We start from the raw sequence: 22626 nt of genomic DNA on the forward strand, positions 1-22626 counted from the left end.
GCATTTTCAGGACGGACACCTCAAAGAGGGTTTATTATACACACCGTAACGACCGCGAGGCGCTCACCGGAACCGCGCCGGAGAGTGCCGGTGACGGCGCGATCTGCCAGGTGCAGATTCCCGACTGCTAGACTGCCGGTGCCGCCGTCAGCGAGGCGCGCTCGATGAGACGGCGAACTGCGAGTGAACAGCCTCCGGCGACCGAGGGCACGATCCGGGCGACTACCCCGAGTAGTAGTACTCGCCCTCGCGCTTCTGCTTGCTGTCGAGCTGCGAGCCCGGCTTGTTGATCCGGGGGCGCCCCGTGCGCTCGTCGCGGCGGAAGGTGATGTCGAGATCGGCGAGGAACTCGTTCATGCCGTCGCGCATGTCCTGCGGCGGCGCGGCGTGACCGCGCTGGGCCGGCTCGCCGTCGAACACCATCAGGCGGTCGGCCAGGAGGTCGATCATGTAGATGTCGTGGTCGATCACCATCACGGTCGCGTCGTGGTTCTCGGCGTACCGGCGGATCGCCGTCGTCGCGCGGACGCGCTGCTCGACGTCGAGGTGCGCGGAGGGCTCGTCGAGCAGGTAGAGGTCGGCGTCCTCGGAGAGGCACGCCGCGATGGCGACGCGCTGGCGCTCTCCGCCGGACAGGTCGGCGAGGTTCTGTTCCATGATCCGCTCTAGCTGGAGCGGCTGGGCGACCTCCGTGTTCCAGTAGGAGCTGCCGAACTCGTCGGTGATCGAGGAGAGGAAGGCGTCGACGCGCATCGGCTGGTCGATCTCGATGTACTGCGGCTTGTACGCGATGTCGAGCGCGAAGTCGAGCTCGCCCTCGTCCGGCTCCAGCGACCCCGCGAACAGCTTCGCGAGCGTCGATTTACCGATCCCGTTCGGGCCGACGACGCCGAGCACCTCCGAGTGGTTGATCGCGCCGCCCTCCACGTGGAGCTCGAACTCGCCATCGCCGTACGACTTCGAGAGGTCGGGATACTCGACCAGCGTCTCGCTGCGCGAGGCGACGCGGGGCGCGTGCTCCTCGAACGTGATCGCGGAGGGTCGAATACGCATGTTCTCGTTGTCGAGGTACCCCTTCAGGTACTCGTTGATCCCGTTGCGCACCGACTTCGGGTCGGTGATGACCCCGTACGCGCCCGGCTCCCCGTAGGCGACGTGGAGGGTGTCGGCGAGGAGGTCGAGGATAGCGAGGTCGTGCTCGACAACGAGCATCGAGCGGTCGGCGGCGTCGTCGTCCGCCAGCTCGCGGATGAGCCGGGCGACGATCATCCGCTGCCCGATGTCGAGGTACGGCGTGATCTCGTCGAGGAAGTAGAAGTCGGCGTCGCGGGCGAGACACGCCGCGATGGCGACGCGCTGGAGCTCCCCGCCGGAGATGGAGTCGATGTCCTGGTCCATCACCGGGGCGATGTTGAGCCGCTCGATCAGCTCGTCGAGCGCGCCGCGCTCGTCGGTGCGCTCCAGCAGCTCGCGGGTGTTGCCGTCGAACTGCTTTGGGATCTGGTCGACGTACTGCGGCTTGCGGGAGACGCTCACGTCGCCCTCCTTCAGCGACTTGAGGTAGTTCTGCAGGCCCGTGCCGCGGAACCGGTCGAGCACGCGGTCCCAGTCGGCCTCCTCCTCGTGGTCGCCGAGGTTGGGGACCATCTCGCCCGCGAGCCCGTGGACCGCGGTCGACTTCCCGATCCCGTTCGGGCCCAAGATCCCGGTGACGTTGCCCGGCTCGGGGGTCGGAAGTCCGTACAGCGAGAAGGCGTTCTCGCCGTAGCGGTGGACCGGCTCCTCGTCGAGCTCGGACGGGAGGTTGATGATCTCGATCGCGTCGAACGGGCACTTCTCGACGCAGATCCCGCAGGTCTCGCCCAGACAGATCTCCTCGGAGATGTGGATCTGGTCCGGGTCGCCCTCGACCGCGTCCTCGCCGCGCTCGGTGATGCACTCCTTGCCCGTCCGGTTCGGCGGGCAGTAGTTCGCGCACTCGTAGTTACAGCGGTCGGGTTGGCACCGATCGAGATCGACCACGGCGATGCTGTCGTCGGCCATCTCACGCCACCAGTTGGACGCCGGCCGTCGCCAGCACGGTGTAGCTGATGAACCACAGCGTGAACGTCAGGAACGCCACGTAGAGGTTGTCCTTGACACCGAAATCGCCGACGCCGATGACCTTGTACAGGGGGTACTGGGCGAGCACGAACGCGCCGAGGACCAACACGACCGTGGTGCTCTGGGCGGCGGCCACGGTCGTGCCCACGTAGGCGGCCGAGACGACGCCGGCGGCGATCCCCGCCAGACAGCAGATCGTCGTGACGACCACGCCGCGCGCGTGGCCGGAGATGCCCGAGTCGTCGCTCATATCAACGGATCCGCGAGCGCACGTGAAAAGCCGTTCGTTCCGCCCGTCGGACGCCGGGGACCGCGAAGGCGAGGGGCGGCCGTCGCGACGGGCGCGAACCGGTCCGACGAGAGAGAGCGCGCGCGAGCCGCACCGCTGACTGACTGGTCAGTCGATCGGGGAGATAGCAGCGTTTCTTGCCGGTTGTCAGCAGGATAACCAGCAAAATAGTCCGGTTTTGGCGGCGAAATCGCCGAATTCGGGGCGTGAGCCATCAACATTTATGCCGATGTGCGGTTTCGAATCGTAACGATGGAAGGAACCCAAACGGAGGGCCTCGACGACCTCCCGCCGAGCGCCAAGCTCGTCTTCAAGGTGCTCGAGTACAACGGCCCGCTGACGCAGAAAGGCATCGTGCAGGAGTCGATGCTGTCGGCCCGGACCGTCCGGTACGCCCTCGAGCGGTTAGAGGGGATCGACGTCGTCGACGAGGACGTCTACTTCGCGGACGCCAGACAGAACCTCTACAAGCTCACCGAGCCCGCACAGGAATTCACGGGCGAGGAGAGCGACGCCTCCTGTACCGCCGACTGAGACCGCACCGACCGATCCGTCCCCGACCGGCCCGCCTCCGTCCCCACCGAGCCTACCTCCGCCCCGTCCGGCCTACCTCCGCCCCCACCGGGCCCGCCTCCGTCCCCGCTCGACCCGCCTCCGTCCCCGACCGCACCGATCGATCTTCCGGTCGTTCGAGTCGCTGATCGGCCCGTTCGTCACTGCTCGCTCGCTCTCCCGTCAGTCGAGTCGCTCCGTCGACACCTCGCCGGCCCCCCGCGCCGCCTCGGCGATCGTGAGCGCGACGGCGACCAACAGCGCGAACGTCGCCGCCAGCACGAACGCTAAGAACAGGAACCAGACCTCCGGACCGAACAGCGGGTACTCCCGCATGTCGATCACGGGGCCGAGCAGCTCCAGCGTCCGGACGAGGTACAGCAGGAGCGCGAGGCCCGCGCCCGCGACGAGCCCGATCCGGACGTTCCGGTAGAACGCCAGCGACTCGAGGAGGACGAGCATCGGGGGCTTGGTCGAACTGTCGTCGGTCACGAGGAGACGTAGCCGCCCGGCGCGCAAAGAGCCTCCGGAACGGCGCGGCGGACGACGCCCCGAACCGGGAACGTCACGATCGAAGATCGACGTCTGAGCCCCTAACCACGTCAATACCAGCCATCAAGTGGGGTCGGGGCGAAGCGGGGCCATGGCCAAGGTCGTCCTGTCGTCGTTCCCGATGATCGACCCGGAGACGTACCGCGAGGTGCTCGACGAGCGCGTCGACGGCCCAGTCGAGATCGAGGTCGCCGACCTGGGGTCGGCCGAGCGGGTGATCGAGGCGGCCGCGGGCGCCGACGCGGTCGTCACCGACATCAACACGCCGGTCACCGCCGAGGCGCTCGCGGCGCTCGATCTGTCGGTCGTCGTCCGATCGGCCGTCGGCGTCGACAACGTCGACGTCGGCGCCGCGGCCGACGAGGGCGTCACCGTCACCCGCGTCCCCGACTACTGCACCGACGAGGTGGCGACCCACTCCGTCTCGCTGCTTTTCGCCTGTCTGCGGTCGCTGAAGGCGTACGACGACGACGTCGCCGCCGGCGGCTGGAACTGGGAGACCGGCCGCCCGGTCCGCCGCGTGAGCGCGTCGACGGTCGGGCTGCTCTCGTTCGGCCCCATCGCCCGGCGCGCCGCCGAACAGCTCGCCGGCTTCGACGCCGGGCTGGTCGCCCACGACCCGTTCGTGGACGCCGACGAAATGGCCGAGTACGGCGTCGAGAAGGTCGGGCTCAAGGCGCTGTTCGACCGCGCCGACCACGTCGGCGTCTACGCGCCCCTGACCGACGCGACCCGCGGGATCGTCGACGCCGACGCGCTCGCGCGGCTCGGCGAGGACTCGGTCGTCGTCAACGTGAGCCGCGGCCCGGTCGTCGACGAAGACGCCCTACTCGACGCGTTAGAGCGCGGGGCGATCAAGGGCGTCGGCCTCGACGTGCTCGCCGAGGAACCCCCCGAGGACGACCCGCTGGTCGGCCGCGACGACACGATCGTCACGCCGCACGCGGCGTGGTACAGCGAGGAGGCGAGAGACGACCTGAACCGGAGCGGCGCGGTCGACGTCGCCGCCGTCCTGAACGGCGAGACGCCGGCCGGGCGGGTCGACCCCGACGCCGACTGGCTGTAGGAGCGGTGCGCGGCGACGGTGACCGGGGCGAGCACCGGCTACAGCCGATCGAGCGCGTCGAAGTCGTCGTCGCCCTCGCCGTCGCTGTCCCCCTCTCCGCCGCCGTCGACCGTTCCGCTGTCGTCCGCCTTCGCCGCCTCGAACTCGCCGGCTTCCAGCCCCGCCGCCAGTCCGGGGCCGAGGTCGTACGTGTCTCGCACGGTCTGTGCGAGCACGCCGTCGCGGTCGAAGACGACGTAGACGGCCACGAAGTCGTGGGCGGCGGGGTTGAGGACGAACACCTCGCGCGGGTCGTCGTCCTCGCGGGACTCGTTGACGCGGTCGACGAGCGGCTCGATCGGGAGCCGGCCCGCGCGGAGGTCCGCGAAGGCGTCGCCGCCGGGGGCGTCGGCGAACAGGTACAGCGCGCCGTTCGGCTCGCCGTCGTTCGACCGGGTCGTGATCGAGCCGACCGCCTCCCCCTCGGCGTGGATCTGCTCCCACGTCTCGACCGCCGCCTCGAACATCCCCTCGACGCCGTCGGCGAACCGGAACCGGCTCTCGCGGACGACCTCGACGTCGACGAACCGCGCCGAGGCGTCCGTCCACGCCAGCGTCGCGTCGACGACGTTACCGGGTTCCAGCGACGCCACGCGCTCGGCGAGCCCGTCCTCGTACCCCTCGGCGGTCGCGTACAGGGGATCGAACTGGTCCTCGGCGTCCGGCGCCGTCGGATCGATCGGCCCGTCCGGGAGCTCGACGAGCACGAACTCCTCGGGGGCGTCGGCGGTCTCGGCGGGCGCCCCGCCGTCGTCCGCGGACGCCTCGTTGCCGGCGACAGCGTCGACGTCGGGCTCGTCCTCGATGTCCGGGCGCGGCCGTCGGTCGTGCACGCGGAACCGGCCGCTCGTCGTCGGGTCCATACGCGGGGATCGGTCGGCGGGCGGATAAGCGGGTCGGACCGGGTCGGAAACCGGTCGATATCGGGTCGCGGCCGAGTCCGTATCGGATCGCGTTCCCGGCGTCGCGTCCGCGGCGCACCGGGACCGTCACACCGGCGGATCCGTGTCGTTATGGGGCGGGCGACCCAACGGAACGGTAAATGGGGATCCTCGAGGACAAGTCGAACGCCCGCCTGTTCTACAAGTACCTCTCGAAGGTGTACGATCAGGTCAACCGGTTCAACTGGAACGAGGAGATGCGCGCGGAGGCGCTCTCCTGGCTGGAGTTCGGCGACGACCCGAAGGTGCTCGACGTCGGGTGCGGCACCGGATTCGGCACCGAGGGACTGCTCGAACACGCCGACGACGTCCACGGGCTCGACCAGAGCGTCCACCAGATGGAGAAGGCGTTCGAGAAGTTCGGCAAACGAGACCGCGTGAACTTCTACCGCGGCGACGCCGAGCGGCTCCCCTTCCGCGACGACGCGTTCGACGTCGTCTGGTCGTCGGGCTCGATCGAGTACTGGCCGAACCCCGTCGAGGGGCTCCGCGAACTGCGCCGCGTCGCGAAGCCGGGCGGGCAGGTGCTCGTCGTCGGCCCCGACTACCCGCACAACCGCGTCCTCCAGCGGGTCGCCGACGCGATCATGCTCTTCTACGACGAGGAGGAGGCCGACCGGATGTTCGAAGCGGCGGGCTACGTGGAGTTCGAACACCACATCCAGCGGGCGACGCCGCGGAGCCCCCGGGCGATCACGACGGTCGCACGGGTCCCCGAGGAGTAGCGCGGGCGGACGGGAGGGGTCCACCGCTCTTCTAGCTCGGCTCGACGACCGCCTCCAGCGTCGCGACCGGTCGACCGTCGGCCGAGATTTCGACGACGACCGTCCGGCCCGGTTCGAGGGCCGGGTCGTTCGTCTCCGCGACCCGGAACGAGGCCGACCCACCGACGCGCCAGTCGCCGTCGCTGGCGGCGTTGAACGCGCCGGTCGGACCGGGGTGGAACCCCGCCGCCGAGAAGAACGGCACCGGCGGTTGGCGGGCGAGCGGCTCGCCGTCGACGCTGACGCGCACGTCCAGCTCGCTCGCGTCGAGGGCGTCGCCGCCGCGGTGCGTCACCGTGATCCGGTCGTCGGTCGCCGACAGCGACAGCGACGTCGTCGGCGCGGGCTCGACGGGCTCGGCGGGGGCGCCGAGCGCGACGGTGACGACGCCGACCGCGAGGACGACGGTGATCGCGAGCAGCAGGACGCCGGCGACGGGGGCGATAGCGCGGGCGGAGCGGTGAGCGTCGCCCGCGACGGAGCGGTGAGCGTCGCCCGCGGGGTTCCGACGCGACGGCGAACGTGACAGCGGCGGTGAGCGGTCGAGAGGCACGGGTGGGCTGGCCGCGGGATGACCTAAAAGGGTCGGGGAGGGAGGACGGACGAGCCGGGGGAGACGAGCGGGTCGGACCGCGGCTCCGCTACTCGTCGTCGACGAGCCGCGGCGTCGCGATCGGTCGGAGGCCGTCGACGACGACGACCCGCGGCTCGTCGACGACGGTGATACGGTACGGCTCCGCCGGCGAGAGCGTCCGGACGACCCCGTCGGCGTCCGTGGTCCCGATCGCCCTGCTGTCGCCGTCGCCGACGCTCTTCGTGACGGTGACGTCGGGGGCGGGTTCGCCCGTCTCCTCGTCGAGGACGGTCACGGTCACCGGTCCGCCGGCGTAGCTCCGCTCGACGGTGACGTTGAACCCGTCCCCGGTCTCGGAGGCCCGCTCGGTGTCGGGGAAGGTGTTGAGGTCGATCCGCTGGTGTTCGACGAACACCCGTTCGGTCCCGCCGCTGACGAACGCGCGGAGGACGCCGTACTCGTGCGGGATGGTGATCCGCTGGACCGAGCCGGCCCCGAACGCGTCCGGCTCGCGGAGCGCCGCCGTCTCGGGGTACGCGGCCGTGGTGACGTTGATCGCCTCGTCGTTGCTGATCTCGCCGCCGCCTCGGTCCCAGCGGTCGTTCCGGAACGTCTCTCGGACGTACTCGCCGTCGACGATCGTCGCCAGCGTCACCGAGTCGTCGGTCGACTCGACGTGGATCTCGGCGGCGGAGACCTCGCCGCGAGCGGTCGCGAGCGCGCGGTCGCGAACGGGGCCGCTGTACACCTGAAGCGCGACCTGAAGCTCGTCGAGCCGGGTCGGAGAGCTGAAGCCGTCGGTCTCCTCCGCGAGCGCGTCGATCTCCTCGAGCCGCCGGTCGTACTCCCGGGCGGTGGCGGAGATCCGGACGAGCTCGTCGAGCAGCTCCCGGTCTGAGATGTTACCGGACGCGTGCGCTTGGAACGCCGCCGCCTGCCGGCTGTGGAGGCTCACCTCGTCGCGCTCGACGCGGCTGAGCGCTGCGAGGATCAGCCGCTGTCGCTCGGTGCTCGTCTCGGCGTTCTCGATCCGGTCCACGACCGCCGCGGTCTCCACGGCGGCGTCGACGTCGTCGACGGAGAACGAGAGCGCCGGACCGAGGTTGGCGCCGCGGGGGGCGCTGGCGACTCGGGCGTCGGCGTCGACCGGTGCGGAGAGCGTGCGGAACGTGAGGTTCGACTCGTCGATCTGCGAGGGGTCGGTCTGGTGTCGTGACGGGTCGACCGCAGCCGAATCGACGGAGTCGGCGGCAACGGGGTCGGTCGCCCCGACGACCGCCGGTTGCTCGGACCCGCCGACCGGGGACGTCGTCCCCGCGACCGGGACGACCAGAAGCAGGACCGCGACGACGACCGGGAGGGCTCTCATCACGCGTAGATTCGCCTCCCGATATAAAAAATCCACCTCAACGCGGCCGCGCGGCGGGGGCACGCCCGGCGGCGGCCGACCACGCGGTCCGGCGAAACAGGCTATGGAAAGCGTTTTGCCCGGTCCACGTGAGAACCGACGTGCATGCGGAACCCTCCGTCTCGCGTCCTCCTCGTCTCGCTGTTCGCCCTCCTCCTCGTCGGCGGCGCCGTGGCGCCGGTCGCCGGAGACGCGGTCGCGACCGCCCCGGCACTCGCGTCCGACTCCGCGCCGGCAGACGGACAGCCGGCGATCGAGCCCGTCACGGCGGCGCTCGGGACGACCGCGAACCCCGTCGGCCAGATCGACTCCGATTTCGACCCGGAGACGGCGACGCGGATCCGGATCGAACCGACGCCGGACCGCGACGCGCGGTGGGAGGTGTCCGTCAGGTTCGCGCTCGCAGACGAGACGGAGGTCGAGGCGTTCGAGACCGCCGGAGAACGGTTCCTCGACGGCGAGGTCGGCCCCGGTCCGTCGCTGTTCGAGGGGTTCGCGCGGGAGGCCAGCCGGAACGTGGACCGGATGATGCGGATCGAGGACGTCGCCCGCGAGGTGAGGGTCCACGATGACCCGTCCGAGTTCGACGTCGCCGGGGACGAGACCGCCGCGGTCGGCGAACTCCGCCTGACGTTCGTCTGGACGGAGTTCCTCGGGACCGACGGTGAGAATCTCGTGTTGGGCGACGCGCTGACGACCCCCGACGGGACGTGGCTCCGGTCGCTCGGCGAGGGGCAGACGCTGGAGGTGGCGACGCCGGAGGGGTACACCGTCACCGGAACCCCCGGAGCCACCGTCCCGCTCCGCGACAACGCCGTGATAATCGAGGGACCGCGGACGTTCGGCGAGGACGAGCGGGTCGCGGTGGTGTACGCACCGACCGGGACAGTGGGGCCGCCGTGGGAGATGCTCACCGCGGCGATCGTCGTCGCCGCGCTGCTCATCGCCGGGAGCGTCGTCGGGTACCGGCGGATGGAGGGCGGCGGGCCCGGCGGAGCGCGCGCGAACGGGGCGAACGGCGACGGCGGCTCCCGATCGGCGGGCGCCGGCGCGAGCGCGGGCGCGGCCGCTGCCTCCGGTTCCGCCGACGACGAGAACGGCGACGCGGCGGCGGGAGAAGAGCCCGAGGAGGACCTCTCGCTGCTCTCGGACGAGGAACGCGTCGAGCGGCTCCTGACCGACAACGGCGGGCGGATGCGACAGGCCGACATCGTCGCGGAGACCGGCTGGTCCGACGCGAAGGTCTCGCAGCTGCTGTCGGCGATGGCCGACGAGGAACGCGTCGAGAAGCTCCGCCTGGGTCGCGAGAACCTGATCTCGCTCCCCGACGACGCTGACGACGGCGGCGACGGCAACGGCAGCGGGGGCGACCCCGCCGGCAACGCGGGCGGTGACGACGGCAACGCCGACCGCGACGAACGGTAGCGAGGGCGTCGCTCGGCGTCCGGTCTGGATCCGGGCGAAGCCAACTCTTCTCGGCGGGTGAGGCGTTCCGAAAACCCTTACAGGGCGAGCGACCGAGTGAGTATCATGAAAGTTCTGGTGACCGTCAAGGAGGTCGCGGAGGCGGACGACGACTTCGCGATCGAGGGGACCGACATCGCGGCGTCCGACCTCGAGTACGACCTCAACGAGTGGGACGACTACGCGGTCGAGGCCGCGGTCCAGCTGGCCGAGGCCGGCGTCGCCGACGAGGTCGTCACCGTCACGATCGGCCCGGAGCGCGCCGACGAGACCGTCCGGATGGCGCTCGCGAAGGGCGCAGACCGCGCGGTCCGCGTCTGGGACGACGCCTTCGAGGTGGGGTTCGCCGACGTGGCCGCGAAGGTCTCGACGTTCGAGGCCGTCGTCGAGGCGGAGGAGCCCGATCTCGTGCTCGGCGGCGTCCAGGCCGCCGACACCGGGTTCGGCGCGACCGGCGTCGCGCTCGCCGAGCGGATCGGCTTCGAGCACGCCGCGGTCGTCAACGACCTCGAGGTGGACGCGGACGCGGGGATCGCCCACGTCCGCCGCGAGCTGGAGGGCGGCGTCGAGGAGCTCACCGACGTCGACCTCCCCGCCGTGTTGACCGTCCAGACCGGGCTCAACGAACCTCGGTACGCGAGCCTGCGCGGCATCCGGCAGGCCCAGCGCAAGGAGATCGACGCGAAGGACCTGGCCGACCTCGGGCTGACTCCGGGAGACGTCGAGAGCGCTCTCGAGATCACGTCGATGTACGAGCCGGAGAGCGAGTCCGACGCCGAGATCATCGAGGGCGACGCGGGCGAGGCGGCGGGACGCCTCGCCGAGGTCCTGCGTGACAAGGGGGTGGGCGCGTGATGTCCGACGTGCTCGTCGTCTCCGAACACCGCCGCGGGGAGCTCCGAGACGTCTCCTACGAGGCGATCACGGCCGGGCGAGAGCTCGCCGACGCGCGCGACGGCGACCTCCACGTCGCCGTCATCGGCGGCGACGTCGACGGCTTCGCGGAGGACCTGAACCGCGAGGGCGTGGACGCGATCCACGCGGTCGAGAACGGCGAGGAGTTCGACCACAACGTCTACCAGACGGCGATCGCGGCCCTGCTCGACCGGACTGACGCCGGCACGGTCGTGACGCCGAACTCCGTCAACGGGCTCGACTACGTCCCCGCGGTGGCCGAGGACCGCGGCCTGCCGCTGGTGACGGACGCGATCGGGTTCGAGTACGACGACGGCCTGACGGTCACCCGCGAGATGTACGGCTCGAAGGTGGAGACGACCGTCGACGTCGACGGCGACCGCCACGTCCTCACGGTCCGCGGCGGCGAGTGGGCGCCCGCGGAGGGCGTCGGCGACGCGCCGGTCGAGTCGGTCGAGGTCGACCTCCCCGAGTCCGGCGCGCGCGTCACCGGCTTCGAGGAGGTCGGCGGCGGCGACGTCGACATCGCCGACGCCGACGTGCTCGTCTCGGTCGGCCGCGGCATCGAGGAGGAGGAGAACCTGGAGCTCGTCGAGGAGCTCGCCGACGCGCTCGGCGCGACGCTCTCCGCCTCCCGGCCGATCGTCGACAACGGCTGGCTCCCGAAGAACCGGCAGGTCGGGCAGTCGGGCAAGGTCGTCACCCCCGACGTGTACATCGCCGTCGGCATCTCCGGCGCGGTCCAGCACGTCGCCGGCATGAAGGGGTCGGACACGATCGTCGCGATCAACACCGACCCGAACGCGCCGATCTTCGACATCGCCGACTACGGCATCGTCGGCGACCTGTTCGAGGTCGTCCCCGAGCTGATCGACGAGTTCGCGTAGGGACGGGGCGAGTCCCCGCCTCGGCAGCAACGCTCTTTGACTCCCGCGGAGTACCGGACGGTCCGACGACGCTCCCGTCGACTCGAAATGATCCCGATCCGCGCCGCCGTCCCGACCGCCGAGGAAGCGAGAGCGCTGCTCGTCGGGATCCGACGGGCGACCGACGTCGATCCCGACGCCGTCGCCGCGGGCCTCCGTGGGGGCGAGCCGGACCCTGCGCTGCTCGACCTCGTCGCGACCCCGTTCGCGTCCGTCGCCGACGTCGACGAGCGGCTGGCGGGGACCGAGTCGTACCTCCGCGAGCGCGGGGACCGGCGCGCGGTGTTCCTCACGGTGTACAGCCGGATGACGGCGACCGTTCGGGACGCGATCGACGACGGCGCGTTCCTCGACCCCGAGTGGACCGCGTCGTACCTCGTCGCCTTCGCGGAGCGCTACCGCCGGGCGCTGGTCGCGTTCGAGCGGCGAGCGTTCGAGGCGCTCCCGCGGCCGTGGCTGATCGCCTTCGCCGCCGCGGCCCGGGGCGAGACGCTCGTCGCGCAGGACGCTCTCCTCGGTATCAACGCGCACATCGCCTACGACCTCACGTACACGCTCGGCGACGTCGGGATCGACCCCGACCGCGACGCGAAGCGCGAGGACCACGACCGGATAAACGCGGTCCTCGCTCGGCTCGTTCAGATCGCGCAGGACGCGCTCGTCGAGACGTACGCCGCGGCCGAGATCGACGGGATCGACCGGCTGCTGGACCCCCTCGACGACCGGCTGGCCCTGCTCGGACTGAAAGGGACCCGGGAGTTTGCCTGGCGGAACGCCGTGCTGCGCGCCGACCTCCCGGCGTGGGTCGGCGAGCCGTACGTCGACTGGCGGACGGAGACCGTCGCGACGGGCGCCGCGGCGGTCGTGCTCTCTCTCGACTTCGAGGTCGGCGGCGACGAGACCGACGCGAGCGCGCGCCTGCGGGACTGGGAGACCGGCGCCGACACGGTGGCCGCGTTCCGCGAGGCGATCCGGCGGCGGACGTAGGGGACGCGGAGGAGCAAACCGTTCCGACCGCCGGTCCGTTCTCGGTTCGTTTATCACCCCGCCGACCCTCCGATCCGGCATGAGCGAGGCCGACGAGCAGACGGCTGCGACCGCGACCGGCCGGGAGATCTGGATCGAGAAGTACCGGCCGCAGTCGCTCGACGACATCCACGGACAGGAGGAGATCGTCGAGCGGCTCCAGAGCTACATCGAGCAGGACGACATCCCCCACCTCCTCTTCAGCGGCCCGGCCGGCGTCGGAAAGACCACCGCCGCCACCGCCATCGCCCGCCAGGTGTACGGCGACGACAACTGGCGCGGGAACTTCCTCGAACTCAACGCCTCCGACCAGCGCGGCATCGACGTGGTGCGCGACCGGATCAAGGGGTTCGCGCGCTCGTCGTTCGGCGGCGACTTCCGGATCGTGTTTCTCGATGAGGCAGACTCCCTCACGTCTGACGCCCAGTCAGCGCTCCGCCGCACGATGGAGCAGTTCTCCGACAACACCCGCTTCATCCTCTCGTGTAACTACTCGTCGAAGATCATCGACCCGATCCAGTCGCGGTGCGCCGTCTTCCGCTTCTCGCCGCTCTCGGACGCGGCCGTCGCCGCGCAGACCCGCGAGATCGCCGCGGCGGAGGGGATCGAGGTGACCGACGAGGGGGTCGACGCGCTCGTGTACGCGGCCGACGGCGACATGCGCCGCGCGATCAACTCGCTGCAGGCGGCGGCGACGACCGGCGACGTCGTCGACGAGGAGGCGGTGTACGCGATCACGGCCACCGCCCGCCCCGAGGAGATCGAGTCGATGGTGACGAACGCCCTGGAGGGCGACTTCTCGCGGGCGCGGGCGACCCTCGACACCCTCCTCACGGAGACGGGGATGGCCGGCGGCGACGTGATCGACCAGCTTCACCGCTCCGTCTGGGAGTTCGACCTGAGCGAGCGCGAGGCCGTCGCGCTGATGGAGCGGATCGGCGAGGCCGACTACCGGATCGCGGAGGGCGCCAACGAGCAGGTGCAGCTTGAGTCGCTGCTCGCGTCGCTCTCATTGGGAGAGTAAACCGGTTGCGGTCGCGGTCTCGTTTTGATTGTGGCGTGCGAACTCGATTATTCATATGGGATTGGCGTTGGCAGTGGCGGACTTACCTCCTCCGAAGCCACGGCCGTCTTCATTTATAAACCGAAATCGCTGTTCCGGGACGCGCTTTTTAAGCCGGGCGCGCACGGACGGCAGGTATGCTCGTCGTCGTCTCAGACACCCACTCGCACGAGGAGTCGAAGCTGCAGGGGCGCACCGCGGAGGCGGTCCGCGCCGCCGACCTCGTCGTCCACGCCGGCGACTTCTACCGCGAGCCGGTGCTCGACGCCTTCGAGTCGGCGGCGCGGACCCTTCGGGGGGTGTACGGGAACAACGACGACGCCGCGATCCGCGACCGGCTCCCGGAGGTCCGCACGGTCGAGTACGCGGGCGTGCGGTTCGCGGTCACCCACCGTCATCGCAGCGGTGACACGGGGTTGGTCATGCTCGGGCGCGGGCGCGACGCGGACGCCGTGATCTGCGGCCACAGCCACCGCCCGCGGTTCGACGACACCGGGGGGCTCCCGCTCCTGAACCCCGGGAGCCACGCACAGCCGCGGGGGAACCGGCCGGCGCACGCCGAGCTGGAGCCGGCGGGCGAGGGGGAGGGCGGCGACGGAACGCTCGAGGGGCGGCTCGTCACGCCGACCGGCGAGGTCTTCGAGACGTTCCGGATTCAGGCGTGAGAAGGCACCGCCCGCGGAGGGGGAAAGCGGGCGGGACGCGACGCCCCGCGGGCCGGACCGCGTCGGCGGCCCGGAGCGATCGGTGGAGTGGGCAGGGGAGAGCGGCACGAACGTCGGACCGGTCCGCTCGACGCGGAGCGATCGCGGGGGGAGGGCCGAAGCGGGGGGTCGCGTTTCGACCTTCCGCCGGAGATAGCTTATACCTAGCTTAGGGACAAAAGCGCGCTTTAGTCACCGGCGATCACCGGCGACAGAGGCGGCTGCCGAAACGCATAACACCGTTCCGACGGATTCAACGGTATGCTCTCGGTCGAACCGCTGTTCGTCATCATTCTCGTCGGCCTGCTCGGGCTCTTCTTCTTCGGGTTTCTGCTCGTCCGGCGCACCCTGACCGGACTCCGGGAGGGGTACGAGGACGGCCAGCGGTAATGGTCGTCGCCACCGTCCTCACCCTCGGCGTCGCCGGCGCGGCGAGCCTCTTCATGGCGTGGTCGATCGGCGCCGGCTCGTCGGGGTCGACCCCGTTCGCGCCGGCGGTCGGCGCGAACGCGATCTCCGTGATGCGCGCCGGCCTGGTCGTCGGCGTCCTCGGGCTGCTCGGCGCGGTGCTGCAGGGCGCGAACGTGACCGAGGCGGTCGGCACCGAGCTGATCGGCGGCGTCACGCTCACTGCCGGCGCGGCCATCGTCGCGCTGGTCACCGCCGCCGGGCTCGTCGCGATCGGCGTCTTCGCGGGGTACCCGATCGCGACCGCGTTCACGGTCACCGGCGCGGTGGTCGGCGTCGGCCTCGCGATGGGCGGCGACCCCGCGTGGCCGAAGTACAGGGAGATACTCACGCTGTGGGTGCTCACCCCGTTCGTCGGCGGCGGCATCGCCTACGCAGTGGCGCGCTCGCTCATCGGCGAGCGCCTCCCCGAGCGACCGCTCACCGCGGCGCTCGCGGGACTCGTCGGTGCGATCGTTGCGAACGTCGGATTCGCGCTGCTCGGCCCGCCGGGCGAGCAGGCGTCGCTCTCGGAGGCGGTCGGCCCCGCGCTCGGCGTCGGCGCGATCGGAACGCCCCTCGTCACGGTCGCGGTCGCGGCGGTCGTCACCGCCGCGGTGTACCTCGACCTCGGCCGCGACCGCGAGGGCGCCCAGCGGCGGTTCCTGCTCGCGATGGGCGGGCTCGTCGCCTTCTCCGCCGGCGGGTCGCAGGTCGGGCTGGCGATCGGTCCGCTCGTGCCCCTGTTCGTCGGCGACGCCGGCATCCCGCTGTGGGCGCTGCTCGTCGGGGGCGGCGTCGGCCTGCTGGCCGGCTCGTGGACCGGGGCGCCGCGGATGATCAAGGCGATCGCGCAGGACTACGCCTCGATGGGGCCGCGGCGATCGATCTCGGCGCTCATCCCGTCGTTCGCGATCGCACAGACCGCGGTCGCGTTCGGGATCCCCGTCTCGTTCAACGAGATCATCGTTTCCGCGATCGTCGGCGCCGGCTACGCGGCCGGCGACGCGGGCGTCAGCCGGGCGAAGATGGGGTACACGGTGCTCGCGTGGATCGGATCGCTCGTCGGGTCGCTCGCACTCGGCTACGGGATCTACTCGGCGGTGCGGTTCGTGCTCTGACGAGCGACCGGACCGTCTGACTGAGGTGATTCGCTATACACCGATGGTATCGGCGGAGCGTCGGCGAACACCGCCGAACATCCAGCTGATCGTTTATAAACAGTCGATTGGGGATCCATATCGAACGCCTCCAAAGCCCCAGCCGTGAGGCTGCCCCTTTGAGTCCCACCCAACCGCTCCGCACCGCAGCCTCACGCCTCCCCAGCCTCGCGGTTCGCGCTCTCCGAGCGCTCACCGGCTCCCTCGCGCGTGCACCTCGCGCCTTACAGGCGCTCGGCGGCACGCGCCGACCGCAACCCCGGTGTGGCTACTCGTCGCTCGGGTACGTCGGAATCCGTCCGGACCGAGCACTCCCGTCGACGAACGGGAGATCGGCGCGGGCCGCCGCGACCTCGTCGCCGTCGACGCGCACGGTCACGGGGTCGAGGTCGGCGTCGTACCGTACCAGCGCCAGCGCGATCGGCTCGCCCGAGGCGGGACCGACCGCCGCGCGGGTCACCTCGCCGACCGCCTCGTCGCCGGCGAAGACGGCCGCGCCGGGGGTCGGCAGGACCTCGTCGTACCCCTCCGGGTCGGCGTCGCCGTCGATCTCGGCGGTCGCGTCGGCGAGCCCGCCGAGCCTGAGCCCGACGAGTCGGCGGCTCGGGCGACCCTGGTTCTCGACGCGGGAGACGACCTCCTGGCCGACGTAACACCCCTTCTCGAAGTCTAAGGCGTTCCGGAGCCCGAGGACGTTCGGCACCGTCCCCTCCAGCTCGTACTCGAAGAGCGGCGTGCCGGCCTCGGCGGAGAGCGCGTCCCACGTCCGGTAGCCGAACGGGGCCGCGTTGAGCCCGCGGTTGATCAGCGTGTCGAACACCTCCTCGGCGTGGTCGGCCGCGCAGACGACCTCGTACCCTTCCTCTCCGAGCGGCGCGTCGGTCGCGATCACGGTGACGCCGGCGTCGACCATCGAGCCGCGGACGAACGAGAGCGGCTTCTCCGGGGCGCCGGGCCCGCCGAGGACCGAGGCGATCTTCTCGGTCGACTTCGGGCCGTGGACGCCGAAGACGCCGAACTCGTCGGAGGCGTCCGCGACCGTCACGTCCTGGATGAACACCTTGCTCGACCAGTCCTCGGCGACGTCGTCGGTGCGCTCGGGCGGGAGGAAGACGAGGAGCCGCTCGTCGGCGTTGTACACGTACATGTCCGTCTCGATGCCGCCCTGCGGATCGAGCAGGAGGGCGTACACCCCCTGTCCGTCCTCGGCCGGGACGCGGTTGGTGACGGCGTTGTCGACGAACTCGACGCGGTCCTCGCCGGTGATCGCGAGCACGCCGTACCCCATCTCGACGACGCCGACGACGTTGCGGACCGCCTTCCCGACGCGCTCTGGCTTCCCGTAGTGATCGACCACGCGGCGGCCGCCGCGGTCGCGGTACGTCGCGCCGTGGGCGCCGTGCGTGCCGGAGACGAGAGTCATACCGCAACGGAGGCCGGGGAGCGGCAAAAGGTCGCTGGCTCGCGGACGAGCCTACAGCCCGAGCCGGTCGCGGATGGTGTCGACGAGCCCGCCGTGGCGCTCCTCGCTCGGCGCATCGGGGTCGGGGATCACGCGGTCGTGCGCGTAGACGCGGACGCTCTCCTCGCTCTCGACGGTGATGAGCGAGTCCTCCTTCAGCGCGGAGAGCGCCTCCTCGACGGCGTCGATGTCGGCGTCGACGGCCGCGCGGAGCTCCAAGACCGTCATCCCCTCGTCGCCGCGGTCGACGAGGGCGTCCAGCAGCGCGACCTCGACGTCGGGGCGGTCGCGGTATTCCGGCTTTGCGGCCATGGGCGTTAGTTGAACAGGACGGGGTTTACTTCTACCGGCGGGGTTACCGCACGAGCCGAGAACAGGAGCCGCAGAGGTTCTCCTCTTTCACATCGACCTCGCGGACGGTCGGGGAGAAGGACATGACGCACTTGCTGTTGTCGCAGTGTTCCAGCCCGAGCGTGTGGCCGATCTCGTGGACCACTTCCTTCCGGACGCGGTCCGAGAACACGTCGACCGCGGGCTTCGTGGACACTCCCCCGTCGGAGGAGGTGCGGAGCCGGTGGGTGGAGATCACGGAGCCGTTGCCGTTGAGGTACGCGAGCCCGAACACGTAGTTCCGGCGGCGGTAGTAGAGGTCCTGCGGGGTGATACCGATGTTCTTCTCGCCGCCCCCGACCCGACTGACCGTCTCGATCAGGTCCTCGGCGCGGTACTGGTCGCGACCCTCGTCGTAGGCGGTCTCGGGGATCGGCTGATCGTCGTGGACCGTGACGTCACAGTCGTATACCGATCGGAGCGCGCCGGAGGCCTCCCGTTTCACGCGGGGGGTGACCTCCCCGACGGGGACGATGTCCACGAGCATGGAACCGCTTATGACCGCCCCAATCATAAAGCCCGCGCCGTGGTCTCACCGCCCCGTCGGGCGCTCGTCGAGGAGCTCGCCCGCCACGACCGGCTGCTGGAGGTCGGCGTCGGCGACCGTCCCGGCGTCGCGCGATCGCTCGCCGAGCGCGGCCGCGACGTCGTCGCGATCGACGTCGCCGTCGGCGAGCGCACGCTGGCGGCCGCCGGCGAGACGGAGGCGTCGACGGTCACCGGCTCGCTCCGCGCCGTCGAGGCCGACGTGCTGGGTCTCGCGGAGGCCGCGGGCGGCGGGGTCGATCCCGACCTCCGCGAGACGGTCGGCGACCCCGACGCGGTGTACGCCTGCAACCTCCCCGCGGAGCTCCAGCGCCCGACGGTCGCGCTCGCCGAGCGCCTCGACGCCGCGTGCCTGTTCACCACCCTCGGCTTCGAGGAGCCGACGGTGCCGGTCCGTCGCCGGTCGCTCGCCGGAACCACCGTCTACGTCGCTCGCGGCGGCTCGGCGGGAAGCGGCTCCCCCGGAACCGGCCGCGGACGGTGACGCGCTTCCGGCCGAATCGGCCGCGAACCCGAACGTTCTTTCCCTCACCTGCCGGCGTACGGGTATGCAGGTCGACGCAGTCGTTCTCGACATCGACGGCGTCCTCGTCGACGTGGGCGACTCGTACCGGCGGGCGATAATCGAGTCCGTCGACAGGGTGTGCGGCAAGACGATCGACCGCGACACGGTCCAGGCGTTCAAAGACGCCGGCGGATTCAACAACGACTGGGAGCTGACGGACGCGGCCGCGCTGTACGTGCTGGCGCGCCGCGAAGGGCTCGGGATGGACCCCGACGCGTTCACCGACCGGGTCGCCGAGGCCGGGGGCGGCCTCGCCGCGGCGAAGGCGGTCGTCGGCGACCTCCCCCGAGTCGCGCAGGCGCGGGTCCGCGACCAGTGGGACACCGAACTCCTCCGCGAGACGTTCCAGGCGCTGTACCTCGGCGAGGAGCTGTACCGGGAGCTCGAGGGGGGCGAACCGCCGCTGTCGGCGCCGGGGTACATCCACGACGAGCCGACGCTGGTCGACCCGGAGACGATCGCGAACCTCACCGAGCGGTTCGACGTGGGCGTGTTGACGGGGCGGCCCGCGGCCGAGGCGGAGATCGCCTTGGAGCGCGTCGGCCTCGACGTCCCCGAGGACCGGCGGTTCACGATGGACGACTGGGAGGAGGGAAAACCCCATCCGCGGGCGCTCGTCGAGCTCGCGGAGCGGTTCGGCGCCGAGCGCGTCGCGTTCGCCGGCGACACCCTCGACGACGTCCGGACCGCGCGCAACGCCGACGACGAGGACCCGGGCCGGGTCTACTACGGGATCGGCGTGCTGACGGGCGGCCTGACCGGCGAGGACGGTCGCCGGAAGTTCGCCGAAAACGGGGCCGACGCGGTCGTCGACGACGTGAACGAACTGGTCGAGCTGTTGGAGTAGCCGAGACGAGGTCGCACCCGTGGCTCGCGGGGACGCTCACCGCGGAAGGATGGGCCTTGCCGGATTTGAACCGGCGATCACTCCGTTATGAGCGGAGGGCTTTGAGCCAGACTAAGCTAAAGGCCCGCGTCGATCCGTGTTATACGAGCGGCACTCTTTAGATTACCGCATTACCCCGATCGGAGATGAGAGAGGACGGTATCGAGCCGATACTCCGCGTGCCAGTTCACGTTCGCCCGATTGTTGTTCGCGGCGGGTTCGTATCGGATCGTGGTCGTCGTCGCTCCGGCGTCCTCGATCGGGACGAGATATATCTCCTCTTCTCCGACGTTGAACACGGCGAAGTAATCGATCTCGCCCTCGTATCCTTCCCGCTCGTATCCCTCGCTTTTGGTTCGGACGCTTCGGGTCCGAAATACCACGGCGCCATCGCGTTTGCTATCATAAGCAGTTTTGACCTGAAGTCGATAGAATTCACCGGCGACCTCCGCCACGAGGTCGTACGGTTCGTTGTCGCATGCCGGTGTAAGAACGGAGACGTCACGAGCGATCAGTTCTCCCGTGACGATCGCTTCGGTTGCCTGACCGCGTTTCTGTGGCTCATCAAGCCGGTCGTACTGTTCGGAGCGCGACATACGACCTGTTACGTCGATATCGTACAAAGTGTATGGTCACGATCAGAGCCGCGCAAAGGAAGCGCCGAAGCCAGGACTCGAACCTGGGACCGCCTCGTGACTGTGACGTTCGGGGGAAGTCCGCCGAGCGTCGTAACAGCGAGGCGCTCTACCAACTGAGCTACTTCGGCTCATCTTCCGGTACTCGCGTTGTTTTGATATGGCTTTCGTTTCCGCCTGACTCGGGGGAGACGGGTTGACAAGGCGACGGGGAACGCGGCCGCCATCGATCCGCGGACCGCTCCGCCGCCCTCACCGACCGACACGTTTTCGGCCGGACCGCGAGAGAAACGGGTATGGACGATCCCGAGTCGGACGATCCCGGGTCCGACGACCTCGAAGCGGTCCTCGCGCGCGTCCGCGACCGGGTGATCCCGGAATCCGAGGAACGCGAGCACCTGCGGGCGGTCGCGGCCGAGCTCGTCGAGCGCGCCCGCGAGGCGATCGCCGATCTCCCCGTCGAGGCGGACGTGGTGCAGGTCGGGTCGACGGCCCGGGGGACGTGGGTCTCCGGCGACCGCGACGTCGACCTGTTCGTTCGGTTCGAACCGGACCTCGACCGCGCCGAGCTGGAGGAGTACGGGCTCGCGGTCGGCCACGCCGTCCTCCCCGACGGCCACGAGGAGTACGCCGAACACCCGTACGTGAAGGGGACCTACGAGGGGTTCGACGTCGACCTCGTCCCGTGTCACGACGTGGAGGCCGCGGCGGAGCTCGTCTCCGCGGTCGACCGGACGCCGTTCCACGACGCCTACCTCTCCGCGCGGCTCGACGACGAGCTGGCCGAGGACGTCGTGCTCGCGAAGGCGTTCCTGAAGGGGATCGGCGCGTACGGGAGCGACCTCCGCACGGAGGGGTTCTCCGGGTACCTGACGGAGCTGCTGGTGTTGGAGCTCGGCGGGTTCGTCCCGCTCGTCGAGTCCGCGCGGAGCTGGCACCCGCCGGTGGAGTTCGACCCGGAGGGCCACGCCGAGGCGACGTTCGACGACCCGCTCGTCGTCGTCGACCCCACGGACCCGACCCGGAACGTCGCGGCGGTCCTCTCCGCCGCGAACGCGGCCCGGTTCCAGCACTACGCCCGCGAGCTGCTCGCGGCGCCGCGCGAGTCGCTGTTCGAGCCCGACGACCCCGATCCGCTCGACGTCGCGGGCGTCCGCGACCACCTCGACCGACGGGAGACGACCCCGATCGCCGTCGTCTTCGACGCCCCCGACTTGGTCGACGACCAGCTGTGGCCCCAGCTCCGGCGCTCCCTCGACGGGGTCGTCCGCGGGCTGAACGCGCGCGGGTTCGACGTGCTGCGCGCGCAGGCGATGGTCGACGACGAGCGGGCCGAGCGCGGCCCGACCGGGCCGGTTCGCGCCGCGCTGTACGCCGAGCTGGAGGTCGCCGAGCGGCCGGCGGTCGAGCGCCACGAGGGGCCGCCGGTCGCGGTGCGGAAACACGCCGCGAGCTTCTACGAGTCGTACGCCGACGACGTCGACCCGGAGACGTACGGCCCGTTCATCGACGGGGACCGGTACGTCGTCGAGCGGGAGCGGGAGTTCACGACGGTGCGGGCGTACCTCGAGAGCGACGCCGCCGGTGACGTCGCGCTCGGGGCGCAGGTGGATCGGGCGTTCGCCGAGCGCGACGTGCTGGTCGGCGACGCCGTCGCGACGCTGGCGCCGACGTTCGGGAGGGCGCTCCGCGAGTTCTACGAACCGCACCCGTGATCGCTACCCGGGGCCTCCGTCGCCGCCGCCGTCACCAGTCTCGCGATCTCACCCAGAGACGCGGTCGGAGACCAGGTAGACGAGGGCGACGATCGCGACGAGGACCGCCCCGATCGCGGACATGAACGCCGCGACGCGGGGGAAGACGAGCCAGAAGGCGACGTAGAAGGAGAAGCCGAACGCGAGGAGCCCGGCGATCACGACGCCGCGAGTGGGGTTCTGCACGGCGGCGACGAACACCCGCTGCGGCAGCGAGAGGTCGCCGAACGCCGGTGCGTCGTCGCCGAACGCTCCGGTCGCGGCCTGCGAGGTCTCGGTCCCCGGGGTCGCGGCACCCCCGTCGGCCTCGGCGGGGTCCGGCTCGGCGGCGACGCGCTCGGTGTCGGCGCGCTCGTTCGGGCGGCTCTCGGCGTCGTCGGTCACGCGAGGCGATA

At 70.7% G+C, this 22626-nt stretch carries 24 protein-coding genes, 2 tRNA genes and 1 pseudogene; 14 read left to right on the forward strand and 13 right to left on the reverse strand.

The genetic code is table 11. The features are described from left to right. Positions 1-222: 222 nt before the first annotated feature. Together FGM06_RS13230 and FGM06_RS13235 are read right to left on the reverse strand one after the other, a co-directional pair. Positions 223-2043 (reverse strand): ribosome biogenesis/translation initiation ATPase RLI, encoded by a 1821-nt coding sequence (locus FGM06_RS13230; protein ID WP_144799703.1) that lies wholly within the window; start codon positions 2041-2043, stop codon positions 223-225. Position 2044: 1 nt separating this feature from the next. Next, the gene (locus FGM06_RS13235; RefSeq protein WP_144799704.1) at positions 2045-2353 is read right to left on the reverse strand and encodes an EMC6-like membrane protein; all 309 of its coding nucleotides are present in this window, start codon (positions 2351-2353) and stop codon (positions 2045-2047) included. Positions 2354-2644: 291 nt separating this feature from the next. Between FGM06_RS13235 and FGM06_RS13240 the strand changes: the two genes are divergently transcribed. Further along, complete coding sequence (locus FGM06_RS13240) at positions 2645-2926, forward strand: MarR family transcriptional regulator (RefSeq protein ID WP_144799705.1); 282 nt, start codon at positions 2645-2647, stop codon at positions 2924-2926. A 201-nt stretch (positions 2927-3127) separates the two neighbouring features. Here FGM06_RS13240 and FGM06_RS13250 read toward each other — a convergent pair whose 3' ends face one another. Next, positions 3128-3436, reverse strand: coding sequence for a DUF7536 family protein (locus FGM06_RS13250; protein WP_449405047.1), 309 nt, complete (start codon positions 3434-3436; stop codon positions 3128-3130). A gap of 151 nt (positions 3437-3587) precedes the next feature. Between FGM06_RS13250 and FGM06_RS13255 the strand changes: the two genes are divergently transcribed. Beyond that, the gene (locus FGM06_RS13255) at positions 3588-4562 is read left to right on the forward strand and encodes a C-terminal binding protein (protein WP_144799706.1); all 975 of its coding nucleotides are present in this window, start codon (positions 3588-3590) and stop codon (positions 4560-4562) included. Between the two features lie 38 nt (positions 4563-4600). On the opposite strand, the gene FGM06_RS13260 is transcribed toward FGM06_RS13255, so the two are convergent. Further along, entirely contained in the window at positions 4601-5464 is an 864-nt protein-coding gene (locus FGM06_RS13260; protein ID WP_144799707.1) for a DUF6663 family protein, read from the reverse strand. Positions 5465-5643: 179 nt separating this feature from the next. On the opposite strand from FGM06_RS13260, the gene FGM06_RS13265 reads away from it, so the two are divergent. Next, complete coding sequence (locus tag FGM06_RS13265) at positions 5644-6267, forward strand: methyltransferase domain-containing protein (RefSeq protein ID WP_144799708.1); 624 nt, start codon at positions 5644-5646, stop codon at positions 6265-6267. A gap of 31 nt (positions 6268-6298) precedes the next feature. Here FGM06_RS13265 and FGM06_RS13270 read toward each other — a convergent pair whose 3' ends face one another. Together FGM06_RS13270 and FGM06_RS13275 are read right to left on the reverse strand one after the other, a co-directional pair. After that, on the reverse strand, positions 6299-6751 hold the full coding sequence (locus FGM06_RS13270; RefSeq protein WP_144799966.1) for a type IV pilin: 453 nt from the start codon (positions 6749-6751) through the stop codon (positions 6299-6301). Between the two features lie 196 nt (positions 6752-6947). Beyond that, positions 6948-8249 carry a DUF7094 domain-containing protein gene (locus FGM06_RS13275; RefSeq protein WP_144799709.1) on the reverse strand — a complete coding sequence of 434 codons (1302 nt, stop codon included), beginning with the start codon at positions 8247-8249 and terminating at the stop codon, positions 6948-6950. Between the two features lie 144 nt (positions 8250-8393). On the opposite strand from FGM06_RS13275, the gene FGM06_RS13280 reads away from it, so the two are divergent. From FGM06_RS13280 to FGM06_RS13310, 8 genes and pseudogenes are all read left to right on the forward strand, one after another. After that, the gene (locus tag FGM06_RS13280) at positions 8394-9713 is read left to right on the forward strand and encodes a helix-turn-helix transcriptional regulator (RefSeq protein ID WP_144799710.1); all 1320 of its coding nucleotides are present in this window, start codon (positions 8394-8396) and stop codon (positions 9711-9713) included. 105 nt (positions 9714-9818) lie between these two features. Further along, the gene (locus FGM06_RS13285; protein WP_144799711.1) at positions 9819-10607 is read left to right on the forward strand and encodes an electron transfer flavoprotein subunit beta/FixA family protein; all 789 of its coding nucleotides are present in this window, start codon (positions 9819-9821) and stop codon (positions 10605-10607) included. Then, positions 10607-11554, forward strand: coding sequence for an electron transfer flavoprotein subunit alpha/FixB family protein (locus FGM06_RS13290; RefSeq protein ID WP_144799712.1), 948 nt, complete (start codon positions 10607-10609; stop codon positions 11552-11554). The genes FGM06_RS13285 and FGM06_RS13290 overlap by 1 nt, the downstream gene beginning before the upstream one ends. Before the next feature lie 87 nt (positions 11555-11641). After that, positions 11642-12580, forward strand: coding sequence for a DUF5995 family protein (locus FGM06_RS13295; protein ID WP_144799713.1), 939 nt, complete (start codon positions 11642-11644; stop codon positions 12578-12580). Between the two features lie 79 nt (positions 12581-12659). Continuing rightward, positions 12660-13643 (forward strand): replication factor C small subunit, encoded by a 984-nt coding sequence (locus FGM06_RS13300; RefSeq protein WP_144799714.1) that lies wholly within the window; start codon positions 12660-12662, stop codon positions 13641-13643. A gap of 176 nt (positions 13644-13819) precedes the next feature. After that, positions 13820-14347, forward strand: a complete 528-nt coding sequence (locus tag FGM06_RS13305; RefSeq protein ID WP_144799715.1) for a metallophosphoesterase — start codon at positions 13820-13822, stop codon at positions 14345-14347. A 285-nt stretch (positions 14348-14632) separates the two neighbouring features. Next, positions 14633-14776: pseudogene (locus tag FGM06_RS16360) on the forward strand (DUF7859 family protein); the annotation flags it as partial. Next, the gene (locus FGM06_RS13310) at positions 14776-15954 is read left to right on the forward strand and encodes an inorganic phosphate transporter (RefSeq protein WP_144799716.1); all 1179 of its coding nucleotides are present in this window, start codon (positions 14776-14778) and stop codon (positions 15952-15954) included. The pseudogene FGM06_RS16360 and the gene FGM06_RS13310, both read left to right, overlap by 1 nt. Before the next feature lie 307 nt (positions 15955-16261). Here the strand turns inward: FGM06_RS13310 and ygfZ are convergent, their stop codons facing one another. The 3 genes from ygfZ to FGM06_RS13325 are packed head-to-tail and all read right to left on the reverse strand — an operon-like array spanning position 16262 to position 18332. Further along, positions 16262-17416 carry a CAF17-like 4Fe-4S cluster assembly/insertion protein YgfZ gene (ygfZ, locus tag FGM06_RS13315; RefSeq protein ID WP_144799717.1) on the reverse strand — a complete coding sequence of 385 codons (1155 nt, stop codon included), beginning with the start codon at positions 17414-17416 and terminating at the stop codon, positions 16262-16264. 51 nt (positions 17417-17467) lie between these two features. After that, complete coding sequence (locus FGM06_RS13320) at positions 17468-17767, reverse strand: DUF6432 family protein (protein ID WP_144799718.1); 300 nt, start codon at positions 17765-17767, stop codon at positions 17468-17470. Between the two features lie 43 nt (positions 17768-17810). Next, entirely contained in the window at positions 17811-18332 is a 522-nt protein-coding gene (locus tag FGM06_RS13325) for an archaemetzincin family Zn-dependent metalloprotease (RefSeq protein ID WP_092564926.1), read from the reverse strand. Positions 18333-18371: 39 nt separating this feature from the next. Between FGM06_RS13325 and FGM06_RS13330 the strand changes: the two genes are divergently transcribed. Further along, positions 18372-18875 (forward strand): UPF0146 family protein, encoded by a 504-nt coding sequence (locus FGM06_RS13330; RefSeq protein ID WP_144799719.1) that lies wholly within the window; start codon positions 18372-18374, stop codon positions 18873-18875. A gap of 64 nt (positions 18876-18939) precedes the next feature. Next, positions 18940-19803, forward strand: coding sequence for a TIGR01548 family HAD-type hydrolase (locus FGM06_RS13335; protein WP_144799720.1), 864 nt, complete (start codon positions 18940-18942; stop codon positions 19801-19803). A 50-nt stretch (positions 19804-19853) separates the two neighbouring features. Here the strand turns inward: FGM06_RS13335 and FGM06_RS13340 are convergent. The 3 genes from FGM06_RS13340 to FGM06_RS13350 form a co-directional block, all read right to left on the reverse strand. After that, positions 19854-19929 (reverse strand) — tRNA-Ile (locus tag FGM06_RS13340). Positions 19930-19973: 44 nt separating this feature from the next. Continuing rightward, entirely contained in the window at positions 19974-20438 is a 465-nt protein-coding gene (locus tag FGM06_RS13345) for a group I intron-associated PD-(D/E)XK endonuclease (RefSeq protein WP_144799721.1), read from the reverse strand. A 62-nt stretch (positions 20439-20500) separates the two neighbouring features. After that, positions 20501-20608, reverse strand: a tRNA-Asn gene (locus FGM06_RS13350). A gap of 165 nt (positions 20609-20773) precedes the next feature. Here FGM06_RS13350 and cca point away from each other — a divergent pair. Beyond that, positions 20774-22192 carry a CCA tRNA nucleotidyltransferase gene (cca, locus tag FGM06_RS13355; protein ID WP_144799722.1) on the forward strand — a complete coding sequence of 473 codons (1419 nt, stop codon included), beginning with the start codon at positions 20774-20776 and terminating at the stop codon, positions 22190-22192. Between the two features lie 48 nt (positions 22193-22240). On the opposite strand, the gene FGM06_RS13360 is transcribed toward cca, so the two are convergent. Further along, positions 22241-22615 (reverse strand): hypothetical protein, encoded by a 375-nt coding sequence (locus tag FGM06_RS13360; protein ID WP_144799723.1) that lies wholly within the window; start codon positions 22613-22615, stop codon positions 22241-22243. Positions 22616-22626: the final 11 nt, after the last annotated feature.

The sequence above is a fragment of the Halorubrum depositum genome (genome assembly GCF_007671725.1).
GTDB classification, from domain to species: domain Archaea; phylum Halobacteriota; class Halobacteria; order Halobacteriales; family Haloferacaceae; genus Halorubrum; species Halorubrum depositum.

Bases quoted from the DNA above. Each gene is read 5' to 3' on its own strand.
- FGM06_RS13335 (WP_144799720.1), top strand. From the start codon at position 18,940: ATGCAGGTCGACGCAGTCGTTCTCGACATCGACGGCGTCCTCGTCGAC.
- FGM06_RS13260 (WP_144799707.1), bottom strand. From the start codon at position 5,464: ATGGACCCGACGACGAGCGGCCGGTTCCGCGTGCACGACCGACGGCCG.
- FGM06_RS13300 (WP_144799714.1), top strand. From the start codon at position 12,660: ATGAGCGAGGCCGACGAGCAGACGGCTGCGACCGCGACCGGCCGGGAG.
- FGM06_RS13275 (WP_144799709.1), bottom strand. From the start codon at position 8,249: ATGAGAGCCCTCCCGGTCGTCGTCGCGGTCCTGCTTCTGGTCGTCCCG.
- FGM06_RS13285 (WP_144799711.1), top strand. From the start codon at position 9,819: ATGAAAGTTCTGGTGACCGTCAAGGAGGTCGCGGAGGCGGACGACGAC.
- FGM06_RS13325 (WP_092564926.1), bottom strand. From the start codon at position 18,332: ATGCTCGTGGACATCGTCCCCGTCGGGGAGGTCACCCCCCGCGTGAAA.
- FGM06_RS13240 (WP_144799705.1), top strand. From the start codon at position 2,645: ATGGAAGGAACCCAAACGGAGGGCCTCGACGACCTCCCGCCGAGCGCC.
- FGM06_RS13295 (WP_144799713.1), top strand. From the start codon at position 11,642: ATGATCCCGATCCGCGCCGCCGTCCCGACCGCCGAGGAAGCGAGAGCG.
- FGM06_RS13255 (WP_144799706.1), top strand. From the start codon at position 3,588: ATGGCCAAGGTCGTCCTGTCGTCGTTCCCGATGATCGACCCGGAGACG.
- FGM06_RS13290 (WP_144799712.1), top strand. From the start codon at position 10,607: ATGTCCGACGTGCTCGTCGTCTCCGAACACCGCCGCGGGGAGCTCCGA.
- ygfZ (WP_144799717.1), bottom strand. From the start codon at position 17,416: ATGACTCTCGTCTCCGGCACGCACGGCGCCCACGGCGCGACGTACCGC.
- FGM06_RS13345 (WP_144799721.1), bottom strand. From the start codon at position 20,438: ATGTCGCGCTCCGAACAGTACGACCGGCTTGATGAGCCACAGAAACGC.
- FGM06_RS13235 (WP_144799704.1), bottom strand. From the start codon at position 2,353: ATGAGCGACGACTCGGGCATCTCCGGCCACGCGCGCGGCGTGGTCGTC.
- FGM06_RS13265 (WP_144799708.1), top strand. From the start codon at position 5,644: ATGGGGATCCTCGAGGACAAGTCGAACGCCCGCCTGTTCTACAAGTAC.
- FGM06_RS13305 (WP_144799715.1), top strand. From the start codon at position 13,820: ATGCTCGTCGTCGTCTCAGACACCCACTCGCACGAGGAGTCGAAGCTG.
- FGM06_RS13280 (WP_144799710.1), top strand. From the start codon at position 8,394: ATGCGGAACCCTCCGTCTCGCGTCCTCCTCGTCTCGCTGTTCGCCCTC.
- cca (WP_144799722.1), top strand. From the start codon at position 20,774: ATGGACGATCCCGAGTCGGACGATCCCGGGTCCGACGACCTCGAAGCG.
- FGM06_RS13230 (WP_144799703.1), bottom strand. From the start codon at position 2,043: ATGGCCGACGACAGCATCGCCGTGGTCGATCTCGATCGGTGCCAACCC.
- FGM06_RS13320 (WP_144799718.1), bottom strand. From the start codon at position 17,767: ATGGCCGCAAAGCCGGAATACCGCGACCGCCCCGACGTCGAGGTCGCG.
- FGM06_RS13310 (WP_144799716.1), top strand. From the start codon at position 14,776: ATGGTCGTCGCCACCGTCCTCACCCTCGGCGTCGCCGGCGCGGCGAGC.